This window comes from Sporanaerobium hydrogeniformans (genome assembly GCF_002735925.1).
In the GTDB taxonomy this organism is placed as follows: Bacteria; Bacillota; Clostridia; order Lachnospirales; family Cellulosilyticaceae; genus Sporanaerobium; species Sporanaerobium hydrogeniformans.
The window spans coordinates 94,350-111,170 of record NZ_PEDL01000008.1 but is presented as its reverse complement, the minus strand read 5'-3'; the positions used below and the strand labels follow the sequence as shown (position 1 = coordinate 111,170).

At 36.6% G+C, this 16,821-nt stretch carries 16 protein-coding genes; 2 read left to right on the top strand and 14 right to left on the bottom strand.

Annotation, left to right across the window (positions count from 1 at the left end):
- Positions 1-253 precede the first annotated feature (253 nt).
- On the top strand, positions 254-1,462 hold the full coding sequence (locus tag CS063_RS09405; protein ID WP_099449442.1) for an FprA family A-type flavoprotein: 1,209 nt from the start codon (positions 254-256) through the stop codon (positions 1,460-1,462).
- A gap of 65 nt (positions 1,463-1,527) precedes the next feature.
- On the opposite strand, the gene CS063_RS09400 is transcribed toward CS063_RS09405, so the two are convergent.
- The 6 genes from CS063_RS09400 to CS063_RS09375 form a co-directional block, all read right to left on the bottom strand.
- Complete coding sequence (locus tag CS063_RS09400) at positions 1,528-1,851, bottom strand: DUF1540 domain-containing protein (protein WP_099449441.1); 324 nt, start codon at positions 1,849-1,851, stop codon at positions 1,528-1,530.
- A gap of 17 nt (positions 1,852-1,868) precedes the next feature.
- Positions 1,869-2,408: an NADH peroxidase gene (locus CS063_RS09395; protein ID WP_099449440.1), complete on the bottom strand. Its 540-nt coding sequence runs from the start codon at positions 2,406-2,408 to the stop codon at positions 1,869-1,871.
- A gap of 65 nt (positions 2,409-2,473) precedes the next feature.
- Positions 2,474-4,870, bottom strand: a complete 2,397-nt coding sequence (locus CS063_RS09390; protein WP_099449439.1) for a GH36-type glycosyl hydrolase domain-containing protein — start codon at positions 4,868-4,870, stop codon at positions 2,474-2,476.
- A gap of 137 nt (positions 4,871-5,007) precedes the next feature.
- Positions 5,008-5,748, bottom strand: coding sequence for an amino acid ABC transporter ATP-binding protein (locus CS063_RS09385; RefSeq protein WP_099449438.1), 741 nt, complete (start codon positions 5,746-5,748; stop codon positions 5,008-5,010).
- Between the two features lies 1 nt (position 5,749).
- A complete protein-coding gene (locus CS063_RS09380) occupies positions 5,750-6,547 on the bottom strand; it encodes an amino acid ABC transporter permease (RefSeq protein ID WP_099449437.1) in 798 nt (265 codons plus the stop codon).
- 70 nt (positions 6,548-6,617) lie between these two features.
- Complete coding sequence (locus tag CS063_RS09375; protein WP_099449436.1) at positions 6,618-7,451, bottom strand: transporter substrate-binding domain-containing protein; 834 nt, start codon at positions 7,449-7,451, stop codon at positions 6,618-6,620.
- A gap of 224 nt (positions 7,452-7,675) precedes the next feature.
- Between CS063_RS09375 and CS063_RS09370 the strand changes: the two genes are divergently transcribed.
- Entirely contained in the window at positions 7,676-8,545 is an 870-nt protein-coding gene (locus CS063_RS09370) for an ROK family protein (protein ID WP_099449435.1), read from the top strand.
- An 80-nt stretch (positions 8,546-8,625) separates the two neighbouring features.
- On the opposite strand, the gene CS063_RS09365 is transcribed toward CS063_RS09370, so the two are convergent.
- From CS063_RS09365 to CS063_RS09330, 8 genes are all read right to left on the bottom strand, one after another.
- Positions 8,626-10,311 (bottom strand): ribonuclease J, encoded by a 1,686-nt coding sequence (locus CS063_RS09365; protein ID WP_099449434.1) that lies wholly within the window; start codon positions 10,309-10,311, stop codon positions 8,626-8,628.
- A gap of 250 nt (positions 10,312-10,561) precedes the next feature.
- Positions 10,562-11,782, bottom strand: a complete 1,221-nt coding sequence (gene hydF / locus CS063_RS09360) for a [FeFe] hydrogenase H-cluster maturation GTPase HydF (protein ID WP_099449433.1) — start codon at positions 11,780-11,782, stop codon at positions 10,562-10,564.
- Between the two features lie 23 nt (positions 11,783-11,805).
- Complete coding sequence (gene hydG, locus CS063_RS09355; protein ID WP_099449432.1) at positions 11,806-13,224, bottom strand: [FeFe] hydrogenase H-cluster radical SAM maturase HydG; 1,419 nt, start codon at positions 13,222-13,224, stop codon at positions 11,806-11,808.
- A 23-nt stretch (positions 13,225-13,247) separates the two neighbouring features.
- Entirely contained in the window at positions 13,248-14,300 is a 1,053-nt protein-coding gene (gene hydE / locus CS063_RS09350) for a [FeFe] hydrogenase H-cluster radical SAM maturase HydE (protein WP_099449431.1), read from the bottom strand.
- A gap of 17 nt (positions 14,301-14,317) precedes the next feature.
- Positions 14,318-14,572, bottom strand: a complete 255-nt coding sequence (locus tag CS063_RS09345) for a TM1266 family iron-only hydrogenase system putative regulator (protein ID WP_099449430.1) — start codon at positions 14,570-14,572, stop codon at positions 14,318-14,320.
- 275 nt (positions 14,573-14,847) lie between these two features.
- Positions 14,848-15,615 (bottom strand): sulfite exporter TauE/SafE family protein, encoded by a 768-nt coding sequence (locus tag CS063_RS09340; protein WP_099449429.1) that lies wholly within the window; start codon positions 15,613-15,615, stop codon positions 14,848-14,850.
- Between the two features lie 175 nt (positions 15,616-15,790).
- Positions 15,791-16,111, bottom strand: a complete 321-nt coding sequence (locus CS063_RS09335) for a (2Fe-2S)-binding protein (protein WP_099449428.1) — start codon at positions 16,109-16,111, stop codon at positions 15,791-15,793.
- 90 nt (positions 16,112-16,201) lie between these two features.
- The gene (locus tag CS063_RS09330; RefSeq protein WP_099449427.1) at positions 16,202-16,804 is read right to left on the bottom strand and encodes a cytidylate kinase-like family protein; all 603 of its coding nucleotides are present in this window, start codon (positions 16,802-16,804) and stop codon (positions 16,202-16,204) included.
- Positions 16,805-16,821: the final 17 nt, after the last annotated feature.

Genomic DNA, 16,821 nt, shown 5'->3' with positions numbered 1-16,821 from the left:
ATAAGCGTTTAAAAACCCCTAAAAGAGGATTTTTAAACGCCATTGTTTAAAATAATAGTATTATTAGAATATGTGAATACTATAGCATACTTTTTTTTAGGTTGCAAGAAGCAATAAAATTAATTCAGAAGATTTTGTGTATGATTGTATCTTTTTAAAAACATCCTCCCTCAACTCTTGACATGTTGTAGAAATAATCTATAATTTGTTTTATATGATAGTAATTATTAAAAGCCTCAGAAAGGAATGACCTATGTCTAAAGTTCAAAACATTACCCCCAGTTTATTTTGGTTAGGAGCTCTTGACCCTCATTTAAGAGTTTTTGATATTATCATGGAAACTCAATTTGGTACAACTTACAATGCCTACTTATTAAAAGGGAAAGAAGGTGTTGTTCTTTTTGAAACTGTTAAAGAACGTTTTTTTGAGGAGTACTTAGAAAATATTAAAAGTTTAACAGCTTTAGAAGATATTACTTATATTGTTGTTAATCACACAGAACCAGATCATGCAGGTTCTGTTGCTAAACTTTTAGATTACGCACCACAAGCTACGGTTGTAGGAAGTGGTTTAGCTATTAAATATATGGCAGCAATAGCTAATAAGCCTTTTAAAAGTAAAGTTGTAAAAGAAGGTGATCAAATTTCTTTAGGTGATAAAACATTACGTTTCCTTAGTGTACCCTGTCTTCATTGGCCAGATACCATGTATACTTATATTGAAGAAGAACAGGTTTTAGTAACTTGTGACTCTTTTGGTGAGCACTATTGTGATGAACGTCTCTTTAAAAGTAAACTTGAACCCGAAAAAGAAGGGATGTTTAAAGAAGCATACCGTTATTATTTCGATATGATTATGGGACCGTTTAAACCCTATGTACAAAAAGCTTTAGCTAAAATTAAAGATTTGCCTCTTCAATATATTTGTCCAGGTCATGGGATGATCTTAGAAGAATCTAATATGAAAGAATATATAGACCTTTATGATGAATGGTCTAAAGCACAGGAAATAACACACCCTACCGTTATTATTCCATATGTTTCAGCTTATGGCTATACAGCAGAAATAGCACAGACATTAGCTAAAGGTTTAAAGGAAGCAAACTCTGATTTAGAAATAAAGCTTTATGATCTTGTAGAAAGTGATATCAATGAAGTAGCAGGTGCTATTCATAATGCGCAAGGGCTTTTAGTAGGTTCTCCCACTCTTCTAGCCGATGCACTTCCTCCTATCTGGCAACTTCTTGGCCTTTTAAATCCTATTTTAGATAGGAAATTAGTAGCAGGTTGCTTTGGAGCTTATGGTTGGAGCGGAGAAGCTCTGCCTCATATGCAAGAACGCCTTAAACAGCTTAAATGTCAGGTGCCACTGGAACCACTAGGCGTTGTCTTTAAACCAAGTGAAGCTGATTTAATGAAAGCTACTACTTTTGCAAAAGAGTTTGCAAACTCTATTAAATAGGGTACGACAGATTACCTAAAAAGGCTAGACTTCTTAAAAGTGAGAAGTCTAGCTTTTTAAGTCTATTATTGTTGTTTTTTAAAGCTTAGGCAATCTGTTTGGGTATAAAGACTAGTCTCCTCTGCCCCACTTACTTGAATGGCTTGAAGTTGACAAAGATTTTCTGCATTATATCTACAGATAGCTACCGTACACGTTACAGCATCACAAGGTGAAAGATAGTCTGTATGCTCTGCCAAGTTGCTGTAAACGTCTTCATTTAAGAAAGTGCCACAGCAAGTTCCCTTTATTTCTGTAGAACCTTTACCACCAATGGCCACACGTTTGGCATAACAGATTTCATTATGATTATAAGAACATCCTTTAACAGCACAGTTTACTTGTGTCATATTCTTTTCTCCTCCTTCTAGAAATAACGGTCTAATAGTCCTTTAAAAGCACGTCCATGTCTTGCTTCATCTTTTGCCATTTCATGAACAGTGTCATGAATGGCATCAAGATTTTGTGCTTTGGCAAGCGTAGCTAGTTTCTTTTTACCTTCACAAGCACCAAATTCAGCATCAACACGCACTTGCAGATTGGCGCGTGTGTCGGCCTTTACTACTTCACCTAAAAGTTCAGCAAAGCGAGAGGCATGATCAGCTTCTTCATAGGCAATTCGTTTGTAGACTTCCCCAATTTCAGGGTAGCCTTCTCGGTCAGCTTGACGGCTCATAGCGAGGTACATGCCAACCTCTGTGCATTCTCCTAAGAAGTTCGCACGCAAGTCTTCTAAAATCTCTGAGTCTACTCCTTCTGCTACACCAATGCGATGTTCGTCAGCCCATTCTAGTTGCCCAGATTGTTCTTTAAAGGCTTTAGCGGGTGCGTTACAAATAGGACATTTTTCAGGAGGGGTATCACCTTCATGAATATACCCACAGACAGTACATACAAATTTTTTCATCCGTATTCCTCCAATAAAAGATAGGTTTTACGGAGTTAGTGTGTTCACTTTTTTAAAAATTATTCCTACATATAGATCTCAAGCGTATTTTCAGCTTCTAGCAAATGAACAGGGACAAAATTATCTTTAAGGAGCTGACCATTCAAGAATATTTTTTGTACACCGCTTTCATGACCTTCTTCATTATGAAAATGCATAGAGAGCTGTTTATTTCTAAAAGTTTTAGTAATGTCAAAGGTTTTCCAATCAGAAGGGATACTTGGTGAAATAAGAAGGCCATCTACTTGAGGACGCATCCCTAGAATCCCCTCTACACAGGCTACCATAACAGTAGAGGCTGTTCCAGTTAACCAATGTACATGTGCCCTACCATGAAAAGGACTTCGTTTCCCTTCAATGAATTGGCCATGTGCATAAGGTTCTAATTGACGAATATCCGCTTGATCATTCATCTGTGCAGGATTACATTTTTGATAGTATTCAAAGGCACGATTACCATTCCCCATTAATGCCTCTGCTAAAATAATCCAGCCCTGTGACTGAGAGAAAATACCACCGTTTTCTTTGGTAGAAGCATTAAAAAGAAGCATAAGAGCCCCATCAAAGGCATGCTCTTTATAAGGTGGATCCAAAAGTACAGCACCATAAGGTGTGTTAAGTTTTTGATAAACCTTATCTAAAGCTTTTTGGGCTTGCTCTTTTGTTGCACAACCACTTATGACTGCCCAAGATTGAGGATTTAACCAAAGATTTGCCTCTGGATCCTTTTTGGAGCCAACCACTTCTCCATTTTCCTTGATACCACGGATGAATTGGTCATCTTCCCAACAATTTTGAAGGGTTTCATGGAGGATTGCTAATTGCTTTGTAAGATAAGTGCTATAAGTTATATCCTGTTTATCTTTAGCCCATTTATTTAAAATAGTCATGGCATAATAAAGTTGGAAGGCAACAAAAGTAGACTCTCCTTTTTTACCCATACGTAGACAATCATTCCAATCGGCATGAAGTCCAGCAGGCATACCATGTGCACCTAAACGCTTCATGCTAAAGTCAATGGCACGCTTAAGATGTTCATAGACAGTTGCTTCTCCTCCATTAGCAAAAACAATGACTTCATCTAGAAAATCTATATGTCCCGTCTCATTGATGTATTTGAGTACTGTAGGGAATAACCAAAGAGCATCGTCTGCACGATAAGAAGGATGTCCTGTTTCTGCAACATAAGAGGGATCATCTGGAGTATTTTCATGCCCAGCATGATGATTAAATTTTACAAGAGGTAGTCCCCCACCATTATCCACTTGTGCAGAAAGCATAAAACGAATTTTTTCTAATGCAAGGTCAGGTTCAAGGTGGATAATACCCTGAATATCTTGTACCGTATCACGATAACCATAGCCATTACGTAGGCCACAATATTGGAAAGAAGCTGCACGTGACCAAATAAAGGTAATGAAGCATTGATAAGCATTCCAAGTATTCATCATATGATTAAAAGCGACATCCGGTGTTTTAATTTGGAAACGATTCAGCTTACTATGCCAATAATTTTTAAGCTCTTCTATTTCTTTTTGAATAAGTTCAAAGTTTTCATAGCTTGCTAAAAGTTGAGAAGCGACTTCATCACCATAAGCACCTAAAAGAAAAGCAACTTCTTTAGTTTCACCGGGTGCTAAAGTAAAGGTAAGTTGTAAGGCACCACAAGAGTTACCATTGAAGTTTAAAGAATCTGAACAAGTACCACCTTCTACAGCAATAGGATTGGCATAGCTACGATATCTTCCTACAAAAACTTCACGGTCACCATCATAATGGGAAACAGTTTCTCCCACTACTCCAAAAAAGCGTTCTTTGGCATTGGAACCATTGATTTGCTCTTTCACATTTTCATTAATGGTTTGAAGAATTTTATTCTTTTTGAAATAAGTACGTGTGATAAATTGGGTGTACTGAAGATTGACACTATCTTGCTCATAATTACTATCATTTGTAAATTCCACATAACCAAAAAGAGAGAGGTGACGGGGTTTAGTATCTTGATTAGTAATACGTGTACGCCAAACTTCATAGGTTTTACCAAGAGGAACATAATAGAGAGTTTCAGATGTAATTTTGGCATAGCGAGCTACCATTTTGGTATAAGCAGTCCCGTGATGGCAACGACTTTCATAGGTTTCTAAGCTTTTACCAACAGGCTGCCAAGAGCCAGACCAGAAGTCCTTACTTTCATCATCGCGTATGTAGATATAGCGGCCAGGTTGATCAGAATGAATCGCATTAAAACGATAACGAATAAGACGGCCATTTGCACCGGATTTAACAAAGCTATAGCCACCTGCATTATTAGAAATAATAGCACCATATTCGGGTGAACCTAAATAGTTAGCCCAAGGGGCAGGTGTATCAGGGCGTGTAATTACATATTCTTTAGTTTGCTCGTCGAAATAACCATAGTTCATATTTTATCTCTCCTTACAGAATTTTTTCAGGTTTCTGACTAAGCCTATCATATATCATACACCGAATTGTTTGCTATACTCCTTAAAGAAGTCGGCAAATATAACCACCTTCAAACAAATAATTCCATTAAAAACATTTAACCCTTTTCTAAAGTACGCTTTAAAAATTCACGTGTACGTTCTTGAATAGGTGTGTTAAAGATTTGTTCAGGATTCCCTTCTTCTGCAATAACTCCCTTATCCATGAAAACAACCCGGTCTGCTACTTCTTTGGCAAAGCCCATTTCGTGAGTAACTACTAACATAGTTAGACCTGATTCGGCGAGTTCTTTCATAACCTTTAACACCTCACCCACCATTTCAGGATCAAGTGCAGAGGTAGGTTCATCAAAAAGCATAACATCAGGCTCCATAGAAAGAGCTCTAGCAATAGCGACACGTTGCTTTTGCCCTCCAGAGAGTTGTCTAGGACGTGCGTGGATATAGTTTTCCATCCCTACAACCTTTAAATAATGCATAGCAATTTCTTCAGCTTCAGCTTTTGTTCGTTTAAGAACTTGCATCTGACCAATGGTACAGTTTCCGAGAACGGTATGATTATTAAAAAGATTAAACTGTTGAAAGACCATACCCAACTTGGTGCGATAAGCAGTCAAGTTGTGATTATCATCTAGGATATTTTTAGCTTGATAAATAATTTGACCACCTGTAGGCTTTTCAAGGAGGTTAACACAACGTAGCAAAGTTGATTTACCCGAACCAGAAGAGCCAATAATGCAAACTACTTCCCCTTTATAAACGGAAAAATTAATATCCTTTAAAACTTCATGTTGACCAAAACTTTTATTTAAATGTTGAATAGCAATTACTTGTTCCATTTTATCTGCTCCCTTCATTTAAATGATAAATACCAGCATTTTTCTCGTGCAACGTTTGATCTTCAGGACGCTGTACTTGCATTTGATTTCCTATTAGAGTGTAGTTATCAGGACCATCTAAATGTCTTTCGATAAAGCGGAGAATACACGTTACACTAAAGGTCATAATGAAATATAAAATGCAGGCTACAAAGAAAGTTTCAAAATAGTGGAAGTTATTACCGGCAATGGATTTTGTTTGGAAAAAAAGCTCTGTAACAGAAATGACATTAAGAACAGAAGTGTCTTTAATATTAATAACGAATTCATTGCCTGTAGCGGGTAAAATATTACGAATAACTTGAGGAAGCACTACATGCAGCATCGTTTGTAAATGATTCATGCCAATAGCATGAGCAGCTTCAAATTGTCCTCTATCAATGGAAATAATTCCTCCACGCACAATTTCAGCCATGTAGGCACCTGTATTGATGGAAACAATAAAAATGGCAGCTACTATACGGTTCATATCTATACCAAAGGCTGCGGCAGAACCATAGTAAATGACCATAGCTTGTACAATCATGGGAGTACCTCTAAAAAATGCAATATAAGCAGAAAGAAGTCCGTTAATAACTTTTAAGAGGATTTTTTGTATCCCCTTTTCTGGAAGTGGGATTGTTCGAATAATACCAATTAATAAACCAATAAGGGAACCTAATAAGGTACCAATAATAGAGATATAGAGAGTAACCCCTGCACCTCTTAGAAACATTGGTAAATTATTTTGTAATATAATAATCAGCCAATCTAAACTCATAGTATTCCTCCTCTAGGCGTCATGAAACCGAATGCATAGCAGCATTCGGTTTTTAGTTCATTTTCTTTTATTATTGGGCAGCAGGTTGATTAGTAATAGCTTCATCCATAATACGCATACGTTCTTCTTCAGAAATACCTGCTAAAACCTCATTAATTTTGTCTTTAAGTGGACTATTTTTGGGAAGACCTACAGCAATAGCGGTATCTTCATCAGAGGTTTGGAAACCATCTTTAAATTCAACTATAGCAAAGTTTTTATTAGCAGCACTTGCACTTACACCCTCTGGGCGCTCAGATACATAACCATCTATGATTCCAGATTCAAGAGCTACGCGCATAGCTGGAAAATTATCCATAGCAGGTTGTGCAAGTACCCCATTAATTTGGTCAATAACAGTATAGTGGAAAGTATTGAGCTGAGCTGTTATTTTTGCACCACTGAAATCCTGAATAGAAGTAGCTCCTTCATAGATTCCTCCCTTTTTAACAACCATAACCAAATCTGATTTATAATAGTTATCGCTAAAATCGATGGTTTTAGCACGCTCTGCAGTAGGAGACATACCTGCAATAATGGCATCAATTTTACCAGATATAAGTGCAGGTACAAGACCATCCCATTCTGTTTTAACAATAATTAATTCTTTACCTAGTCCTTCTGCAATTTTTTTAGCAATTTCTACATCATATCCACCTGCAAATTCAGCGTTTCCATCAATAGGAACACCACCTTTAGAATCATCCATTTGTGTCCAGTTAAATGGTGCATAACCACATTCTAACCCCACTTTAAACGTATTTTTAGTAAGCTCTTCTTTCTCTTTATTTTTAGCACCACATCCTGTAAAAGCTAAAGCCGTCACTAAAAATAAAGTGACTATTAAAATTCTATTTTTTTTCATATACATGCCCCCTCTTGTTTTATAGTGTTTTAAATATAGATATTATTATGAAATATTTAAATAGTCTATACTTATTAATTGAGTTATTTTATCATTGTTTATCTTCGAGGACAAGACTTATTAGCAAAAATTTTAAATTATATATAAGTATTTTTCTTTCTTTTCTATTAAAGATAAGCTAGAATCAAAGAAAGAAGAATAAAAATTAAAGGAGGGCTTACAACATGAGATTAGGTGCACTTGAAGCAGGTGGAACAAAGATGGTTTGTGCCATTGGAAATGAGAAAGGAGAAATTTTTGAACAAGTTTCTATTCCTACTCTTACACCTGAAGAAACAATGCCGCAATTAATTGCTTACTTTAAGGAGAAGAAAATTGAAAGTTTGGGAATAGGTTGTTTTGGGCCTATTGATTTAGATCCTTATTCATCTACATATGGCTATATCACCTCTACACCCAAGAAAGCTTGGAGAGATTATAATATAGTAGGTGCCTTTAAGCAAAGTTTAGGATGTCCTATTGGTTTTGATACAGATGTAAATGGATCCATCTTAGGGGAAGCCACTTGGGGATGTGCAAAGGGATTAGAATGTAGTATTTATATTACAATTGGAACAGGTGTAGGAGTAGGCATTTATCAAAAAGGTGAACTTTTACATGGAATGCTCCATCCCGAAGCAGGTCATATCCTACTACCTAAGCATCCTTTAGATACCTATGAAGGGAAATGTCCTTATCACCCAAACTGTCTGGAAGGATTAGCAGCAGGACCTGCTATTGAAGAACGTTGGGGAAGAAAAGCTAAAGAATTGGCTGATTCACAAGAAGTATGGGAATTAGAAGCCTACTATATTGCTCAAGCTTTAGTGAATTATATCTTAACATTAGCTCCTCATAAGATTATTTTAGGAGGTGGTGTTATGCATCAAGCACAGCTTTTCCCTCTTATTCGTCAAAAAGTAGTCGAACTTTTAAATGGCTATATTGTAACCAAGGAACTTCAAAATATTGAGAATTATATTGTTCCAGCTAGCTTGCAAGGCAATCAAGGGATCATGGGATGCTTACAGTTAGCTGTAAGAGCTTTAGCTTAAATAAGCTTTCCTCCAACTAAAAACCCCTATATATGTACGATTTATCGCACATATATAGGGGTTTTTTATAAAGCTATTTCTTAAACTTCCATAATAATAGGGAGAATCATTGGATTACGTTTTGTTTTTTTCCAAATAAAGTTTTTAAGTTCATCACGTACAAGTACTTTAATCTGAGCCCATTCACGAATACGCTCTTCCTCGCAACGCTCTAAAGCTTTTTGGATGACTTTTTTGGCTTCATCCATTAAGCCCTCGGCTTCACGTACGTATACAAATCCTCTAGAAATAATATCTGGACCAGATACAATAAGACGTGATTCCTTTTCAATAGTCATGACCACAATCACAAGACCATCCTGTGAAAGAGCTTTACGGTCACGAAGAACAATGTTACCAACATCACCTACACCTAAGCCATCTACAAGGATTTGACCAGAAGGTACAGTGCCTGTCACCTGACAGGTGTGACGATTTAATTCCAAAACATCGCCGATAGAAAGAATTTGGGCATTTTGTTTATCAAGACCTAAACTAACGGCTAGCTCTACATGCTTTTGTAAGTGTCTATACTCACCATGTACAGGTATGAAATATTTGGGACGAACCAACGCATGTAAGAGTTTGAGTTCTTCCTGAGTTGCATGACCTGAAACGTGAGTATCTTCACGGATAACAATTGTTCCTTTTTTTATGAGTTCATTAACTACTTTGGAAACAGTTTTTTCATTCCCAGGAATAGGTGTCGAACTTAAGATAATGACATCTCCTGGTTTAAGATCAATTTGCTTATGTTCAGACACAGCAATGCGTGATAAGGCAGCCATAGGTTCACCTTGACTTCCGGTCATGATGGTAACAACTTCATTATCTTTATAACGCTTAATTTCATTCGCTTCAATTAATGTATTTTTAGGGATTTCTAAATAACCTAATTCGCTGGCTGTACGCACTACATTCACCATACTACGTCCTAGTACAGCTACTTTACGGTTATGCTCATAAGCAGCATGGATGACTTGTTGTACACGATCAATATTGGAAGCAAAGGTTGCTACCATGATACGTCTATCATTATATTTATGAAAAACATTGTCAATAGTGCGGCCCACCATACGTTCGGAAGGATTATGACCTGGTCTTTCAGCATTTGTACTATCCGCAAAAAGAGCTAATACACCTTTTTGTCCTAATTGGGCTAAACGATGTAAATCTAAAGTCTTACCACGAATAGGTGTATAATCGAGTTTAAAATCTCCTGTATGAAGAAGTGTACCTATTGGTGTAAAAAATGCTAACATGACAGCGTCGGCAATACTATGATTTGATGCGATAAATTCTATTTTAAAATGAGTACCTAATTTAATAGTCTCTCCTGGCATAACATTAATACGTTCAGTAGACGCTAATAGATTATGCTCACGAAGTTTATTTTCTACTAAACCGATAGTGAGTTTTGTTCCGTAGACTGGAACATTTAGTTCTTTTAAGACATAAGGTAGGCCACCAATGTGGTCCTCATGTCCATGGGTAAGAACGATTCCTCTTATACGTTCTTTGTTTTTTCTAAGATAAGTAATATCTGGGATAACTAGGTCAATTCCTAACATTTCTTCTGTGGGGAAAGCAAGCCCACAGTCTACTACAACGATGTCCTCTTTGTATTCAAAGACTGTCATGTTCTTTCCGATTTCACCTAGTCCACCTAAAGAAATCACTTTCATATTATTTTTTTGTTTTTTTATAGCCACGTGTTGCTCCTCCATTTATTTCTATGCTATCGTTTTGTTTTAATGTTTATTACTCTAAAAGAACCTTCTGTTTGCCCGCACCACGAAGATTTCTTTTCAAGTTAAAAATTATTTTTATACCGATCATTGTCATGATAGAATCTATTATATAGTTTGGATGTTTTCTTGTCAAATTATGCTTTGCAGAAAAACTATTATTTTTATATAAAAATAGAGAGATTGCCATAAAATTATTTCATAGTTTCATGGCAATCTCTTATACAATTTAATTACTAGCTTCTTCTAACAGGGAAATCAAGGTAGGAAAAGGTGCAAGACTACGTTTTAAGATGCCTTGCATAAAGGCAATCAAAATACCATAATTAGTTATAGGAATGCCTTGCCTTTGGGCCTCTTTTAAACGATAATGCATGCTACGTGAGGTAAGTGTGCATCCACCACAGTGAACAATGAGTTGATAAGGTGATAAATCTTCAGGGAAACTGACTCCGCTGCAAAAATCAAAGTGTAAAGTTCTACCCGTATGCTCCCTGATCCAACAGGGCAATTTCACGGAGCCGATATCATCACATTGACGATGATGGGTACATCCTTCTGCAATGAGCACTCGTGCACCTTCTGGAAGGGTTTCTAATGCTTTTATACCTTCGATAAATTGAGGAAGGTTCCCTTTATAGCGCGCAAATAAAATAGAAAAGGATGTTAGTAAAATATCATGAGGAGTATCAGCAGCAACCTTTCCAAAAACTTGGCTATCTGTAATGACTAATTTGGGCTTCTTACCCAACTGACTAAGTGTTTCATAGAGCTTGTATTCTTTAACGACAATAGCTGTAGCATCTGCTTCTAAAATATCACGTATGGTTTGTTGTTGAGGTAAGATAAGACGTCCTTTAGGTGCAGCTTTATCAATAGGTACTACAAGCACTACAAAATCAGAAGGCTCAATGAGGTCTGCGACCAATGGTAATTTTATTTCTTCTGTAGGTGCTTTGCAAATAATAGCTTCCTTAAGCTCCTCAATATGGATGCCTTGTTGAGAGCTTACCCAAAGTTTCTTATCTTTTTTTAAAACGCTCTGTGTATCAGATAATAAGTCACATTTATTCATAACGATAAGGTAGGGGATGTTCTGCTCTTCAAGAAGCTGTTGCATTTTTAAATCTTCTTTTGTTAATCCAACTGTACTGTCTATGACCAAAAGAGCTACATCTGTCTTATGAAGTACTTCATAAGTTTTTTGGATACGTAGTTGTCCTAAATCGCCTTCATCATCTAAGCCAGGGGTATCAATCAAGACAACAGGACCTAAAGGTAAAAGCTCCATGGCCTTATAAACAGGGTCTGTAGTGGTACCCTTAACAGGGGAAACAATGGCAAGCTGTTGCTTGGTAATGGCATTAATAAGACTGGATTTGCCGGCGTTACGTTTGCCAAATAAGCTAATATGCAGACGTTCGGCTTGAGGGGTATGATTAAGTCCCATAAGCTTCTCCTTTCAAATTTAAATTAAAAACGAAAATCTCTTTGACCGGCTTCAATTTCCCTTAAATGAGTTTCAACAAAATTTTTTATCTTTTCGTTAGGAATATGACTGAGTTCAGAGTGAATTAGTTTTTTTCCAAGTTCCTTGGTAGAACTACTACTATAGTCTTCTAAGTACTCTTGTAGAGTCATCAAAGCATTAGGCAAACAACAGTTTTGAATTTGTCCGTTTTTACACAAGCTCATAAAGCGGTCGCCTGTTCGCCCTTCCCTATAACAAGCTGTACAAAAGCTAGGAATATAGCCTTTTTCTATAAGCCAGTGAACCACTTCATCTAAAGAACGTGTATCACTTATATCAAATTGAGCAGTGCTTTTTTCTTCAACTTCGGGATTTACATAGCCACCTACACTGGTACGAGACCCACCGCTAATTTGAGAGACACCTAAGTGTAATACCCTTTCGCGACAGGCTTGACTTTCTCTCGTAGAAACAATGATGCCTGTATAAGGAACAGCAATACGCGTACAGGCTACTAATTTAGCAAAAATGTCGTCGCTGATGCCATGAGTAAAGGTATTGGGGTCAATATCTTCTGCTGGACGGATACGTGGCATACTAATGGTGTGAGGACCTACACCGTAAGTAGCTTCAAGATGTTCAGCGTGCATCAAGAGACCTGTAAATTCATAACGATAAAGCTCAAGACCAAAGAGAACTCCTAGGCCTACATCATCAATACCTCCTTCCATGGCACGATCCATGGCTTCTGTGTGGTAGGTATAATGATGTTTAGGACCTGTGGGATGGAGTTTTTCATAGCTTTGTTTATGGTAGGTTTCTTGAAATAAAATATAGGTACCAATACCTGCCTCCTTAAGCTTTTTGTAATTTTCAACAGTAGTGGCTGCAATATTGACATTGACACGGCGAATAGCTCCATTTTTATGCTGAATACTATAAATGGTTTTAATGGACTCTAAAATGTAATCGATAGGATTGTGTAGGGGATCTTCACCAGCTTCAATAGCAAGGCGTTTATGCCCCATATCTTGAAGGGCGATAACTTCCTGACGTATTTCTTCTTGAGTTAATTTTTTACGTAAAATATGTTTATTTTGACCATGATAAGGACAATAGACACAGCCATTCACGCAGTAATTAGATAAGTAAAGTGGAGCAAATAAAACAATACGATTACCATAAAAATCTTTTTTTATTTGTTCAGCTAAAGCATAAATTTCTTGATTTTTATCCTCTAGTGCACAATCTAATAAAACAGCAGCTTCACGATGAGTGAGGCCTTTACGTGCTTTAGCCTTTTCCAAAATGGCAGTAATTAAGGGAGCATTTGTTTGATTAGCCTTTGCATAGGCTAAGGTATCTCGAATTTCTTGATCATTAATAAATTCCTCAGCATGAGGTGATTTGACATTATACATACACTTATCCTCTTTTCTCTAGGTTATGAAACACTAGGACTAGTCGTATAGTCGCCTCTTGAAACAACTATTTGATAGCCGATGTTTTCCATGCGGTTTTTAAGACACTGTTGACACTCTGCTGCTTCCTCACCTGTACATATTTTATTATCATAAAGCAGATAGTTCTTACGTACATCTACAGGTGATAGATTAGGCATGAGAACATTGGCTCCAGCTAAAATACCCTTCTCTCTTCCATTAGGATCTAATGTGCCTAGTGCAGTAGTAGCCGGAAGCAAAACACGAGGATGCATAAGGCGAATCAATCCGATAAGATAGAAAGTAAGTTCGATACTGCCTGCTACTTCTTTAGCAAAGGGTGTAGCATGATGTGGAATAAAAGGACCGATACCCACCATTTCAGGCTTAAAGCGTTCGATGAGCAAAAGGTCTTCTACCAAGCAGTCTATGCTTTGATAAGGTGACCCTACCATAAAGCCCATGCCTACTTGATAACCAATATCTTTTAAGTCATTTAGGCATTGAAGGCGTTTTGAAAGAGTTAAACTTTTAGGATGCAGTTTACTATAATGTAGCGTGTTAGCTGTTTCATGACGTAAAAGATATCTGTCTGCTCCAGCTTTATAATAAGCCAAATAGCTTGAATAACTTTTTTCGCCAATGGATAAGGTAAGAGCACAGTCAGGATAAGCTGTTTTAATAGCTTCTATAAGTGGAATCAATTTTTCATCCTGGAAATAGCCATCTTCTCCACCTTGTAAAACGAAGGTACGAAAACCTAACTGATAACCTTTATGGCAACAAGCTAGGATAGTTTCTGGAGTCAGGCGATAACGTGTAAGATCCCTATTACTTTTACGGATCCCACAGTAGTAGCAATCATTTTGGCAATGGTTAGTAAATTCAATAAGACCTCTTAAATAGATCGTTCGTCCATAATACTTTTCACGTGTAGCTTGAGCACGTGAAAATACAAATTCAGCAAGCTCTGATGTATAGCCTTCTAATAATGCCTTGTAAGTTTCGGGTGGAAGTTTATTTTCATGTTCTAACTGCTCTATAAATTGTTTCATAGCCTTCCTTTCTTTGGTTATTCCCCTTTTATTTTAGAATAAAGTGTTTTAGTGCTAATGCCAGGAAGCATCCCCAGTTTACCGGATAAAGCGCTAATTACGTTCATTGGTGCATCTAGCACAATGCTAATGACAGAAATATCTCTTTTGCTATAAGGAATACCCATACGTCCAATGATGTACTTATTTTGCTCATGAAGTAATTGGTTTAACTGATCGATTGAGTTTAGATCTTCAACTACAATACCGATTAATGCAACACGTGTTTCCATTTTTCAACCTCCCTATTATCAAAATCCATAAAAAAAGCCACGTCAAAAGACGTAGCTTGTGTTTGACTACTTAACTAAGCTCGTCTTCCCCTTCAGCCTAAGCTTTAGGTGTCAGAATCGGTGAGTTGAGATACGGTTTACTGCAAGAAGAATTGGCAACTTAACAGCGCACACTTTATTTAAACGTACCATGCTAGCTTATAAAAGTCAATAAAACATATAATAATATGTATTTTTTGAAATAAAATATGAATAAATCCATAGTGTTGTAGAATTTAAATAAAAAATTCATAGGCTGTTTTAATAAACAATAAGATAAGAACTAAAAAAATAAAAAGGCGAATCCATTTTGTTCCACCTTTAATGGCTAGTTGGGCACCAAGATGCCCACCTAGCATTGCGCAAGCAGCTGAAGGAAGTGCAATAGCAAAAAGAACTTTTCCACTAAAAGTATAAATAAGCATAGAAGCTAAATTGGAAGCTAAATTTGAGATTTTAGCGCAGCCTGAAGAAGTAATAAGGTCAAAACCTAAGAAGCCTGTAAAAGCTAGAATAAAAAAAGTTCCTGTTCCTGGTCCAATAAGTCCATCATATATACCAATAAAGAAGCCAATGAAAAAAGATAAAAGAAACTGCATTACAGGTGTGAGAATTTTAGTATGAGAATGTCGGCCAAAACCCTTTTGAGTAGCTAAAAAAACGGCTACAAGGGGCAATAGTGTCATAATGGTAATTTTTAAGATAATTTCACTGATAAAAAGCGCAAGACTAGAACCTATAGCTGCTCCTAGAAAAGAGCCTAGAGCAGCTACAAGAGCAATTTTAAAATAGATTTTTCCTGAACGGATATAATTGGCTGTTGCTACACTGGTTCCAAAACACATAGCCATTTTATTAGTTCCTAATGCATTATGGATAGGGAGTCCTGCAAAAAGATAAGCTGGAATAGAAATAATACCGCCTCCTCCTGCTATGGCATCTATAAAACCAGCCATAAAAACTAAAGGGCAGATAATAAATAGTTGAGTAAGTAAAGGGTGCATATTTATCTCCTATGTCTATTATTTTCTTACCCATTGTATACTTAATCCCAATAAGTTTCAATAAACTATTTAAGGAGGACAATGGATTACTAGTATAAACCACTAATAATAAAAGACCTATGAAGCTAGAAATTCTAAACCAGCTTCATAGGTCTGTATTTGGAATGATACTTTTTTATTTTCCAAGATCAATAACATTTTGAATAAGAGCCTTACATCTACCGCATTCAGTACCAGCCCCGGTTATCTGCCCTACCTTTTCTACGGTATCAGCACCCTTTTTAACGGCATCAATAACACTTTGAAGAGAAGTCCCTTTACAGCCACAAACAGAGGCTAAAATTTCTTCAATTGCAGGGATACATCCCCCACACCCTGTGCCTGCACCCGTTTTTTCCTTGATTTCTTCGATTGTACGTGCACCGTCAATCATTGCTTTACGAATTGTAATATAATCCACTTGTTTACAGTGACAAACAATTTTATTTCCTGCCATTTTGTCCTCTCCTTCTAGCTTTAAATAGAATGATTTAAACTTATTGATATTAGTATACCACATCTTTAAAAAATGATAATGTCACTTATTTCATTCGAGATCTAAGTCATCACTTTTTGCCAAATCACAGATGATTTTTACACAAGCATCAATACCCAATTTAGAAGTATTAAAACTAATGTCATAGTAATCAGCAACGCCAAATTCGGTATTGGTATAATAAGTACAATATTTTCTTCTCATTTTATCTATCGCACGAATTTGCTCACTGATTTTAGCTTCAGTTGCCTCAGGCATTTTAGCTGCCATACGCTTTAGTCGCCAATAAGACTCTGCATGTACAAAGACATGGAGGGCACGATCATACTCTTTTAAGATAGTATTTGCATTTCGTCCAACAATTACACAATTTCCCTTTTCACCTACGGCTTTAATAACCTGATACTGCGCTTTAAAAAGTTTTTCGTTTAAGGGTTTATTATAAAAGTCAAAAAGGCTTTGGGCAAATCCAAAATTCATTGGAACCTTTTCATCCCATTTTGATAGGCTTTCTAAGTCAATGTTAGATTCTTTTGCAGCTTTCAAAATCAGTTCTTTATCATAATAGTCATAATTAAGAGCTTGAGCTACTCTTCTTCCAATTTCTCCTCCACCAGCTCCAAACTCACGGCTAATTGTAATAATCTTTTTCATAGGCTCATCCTCCAAAA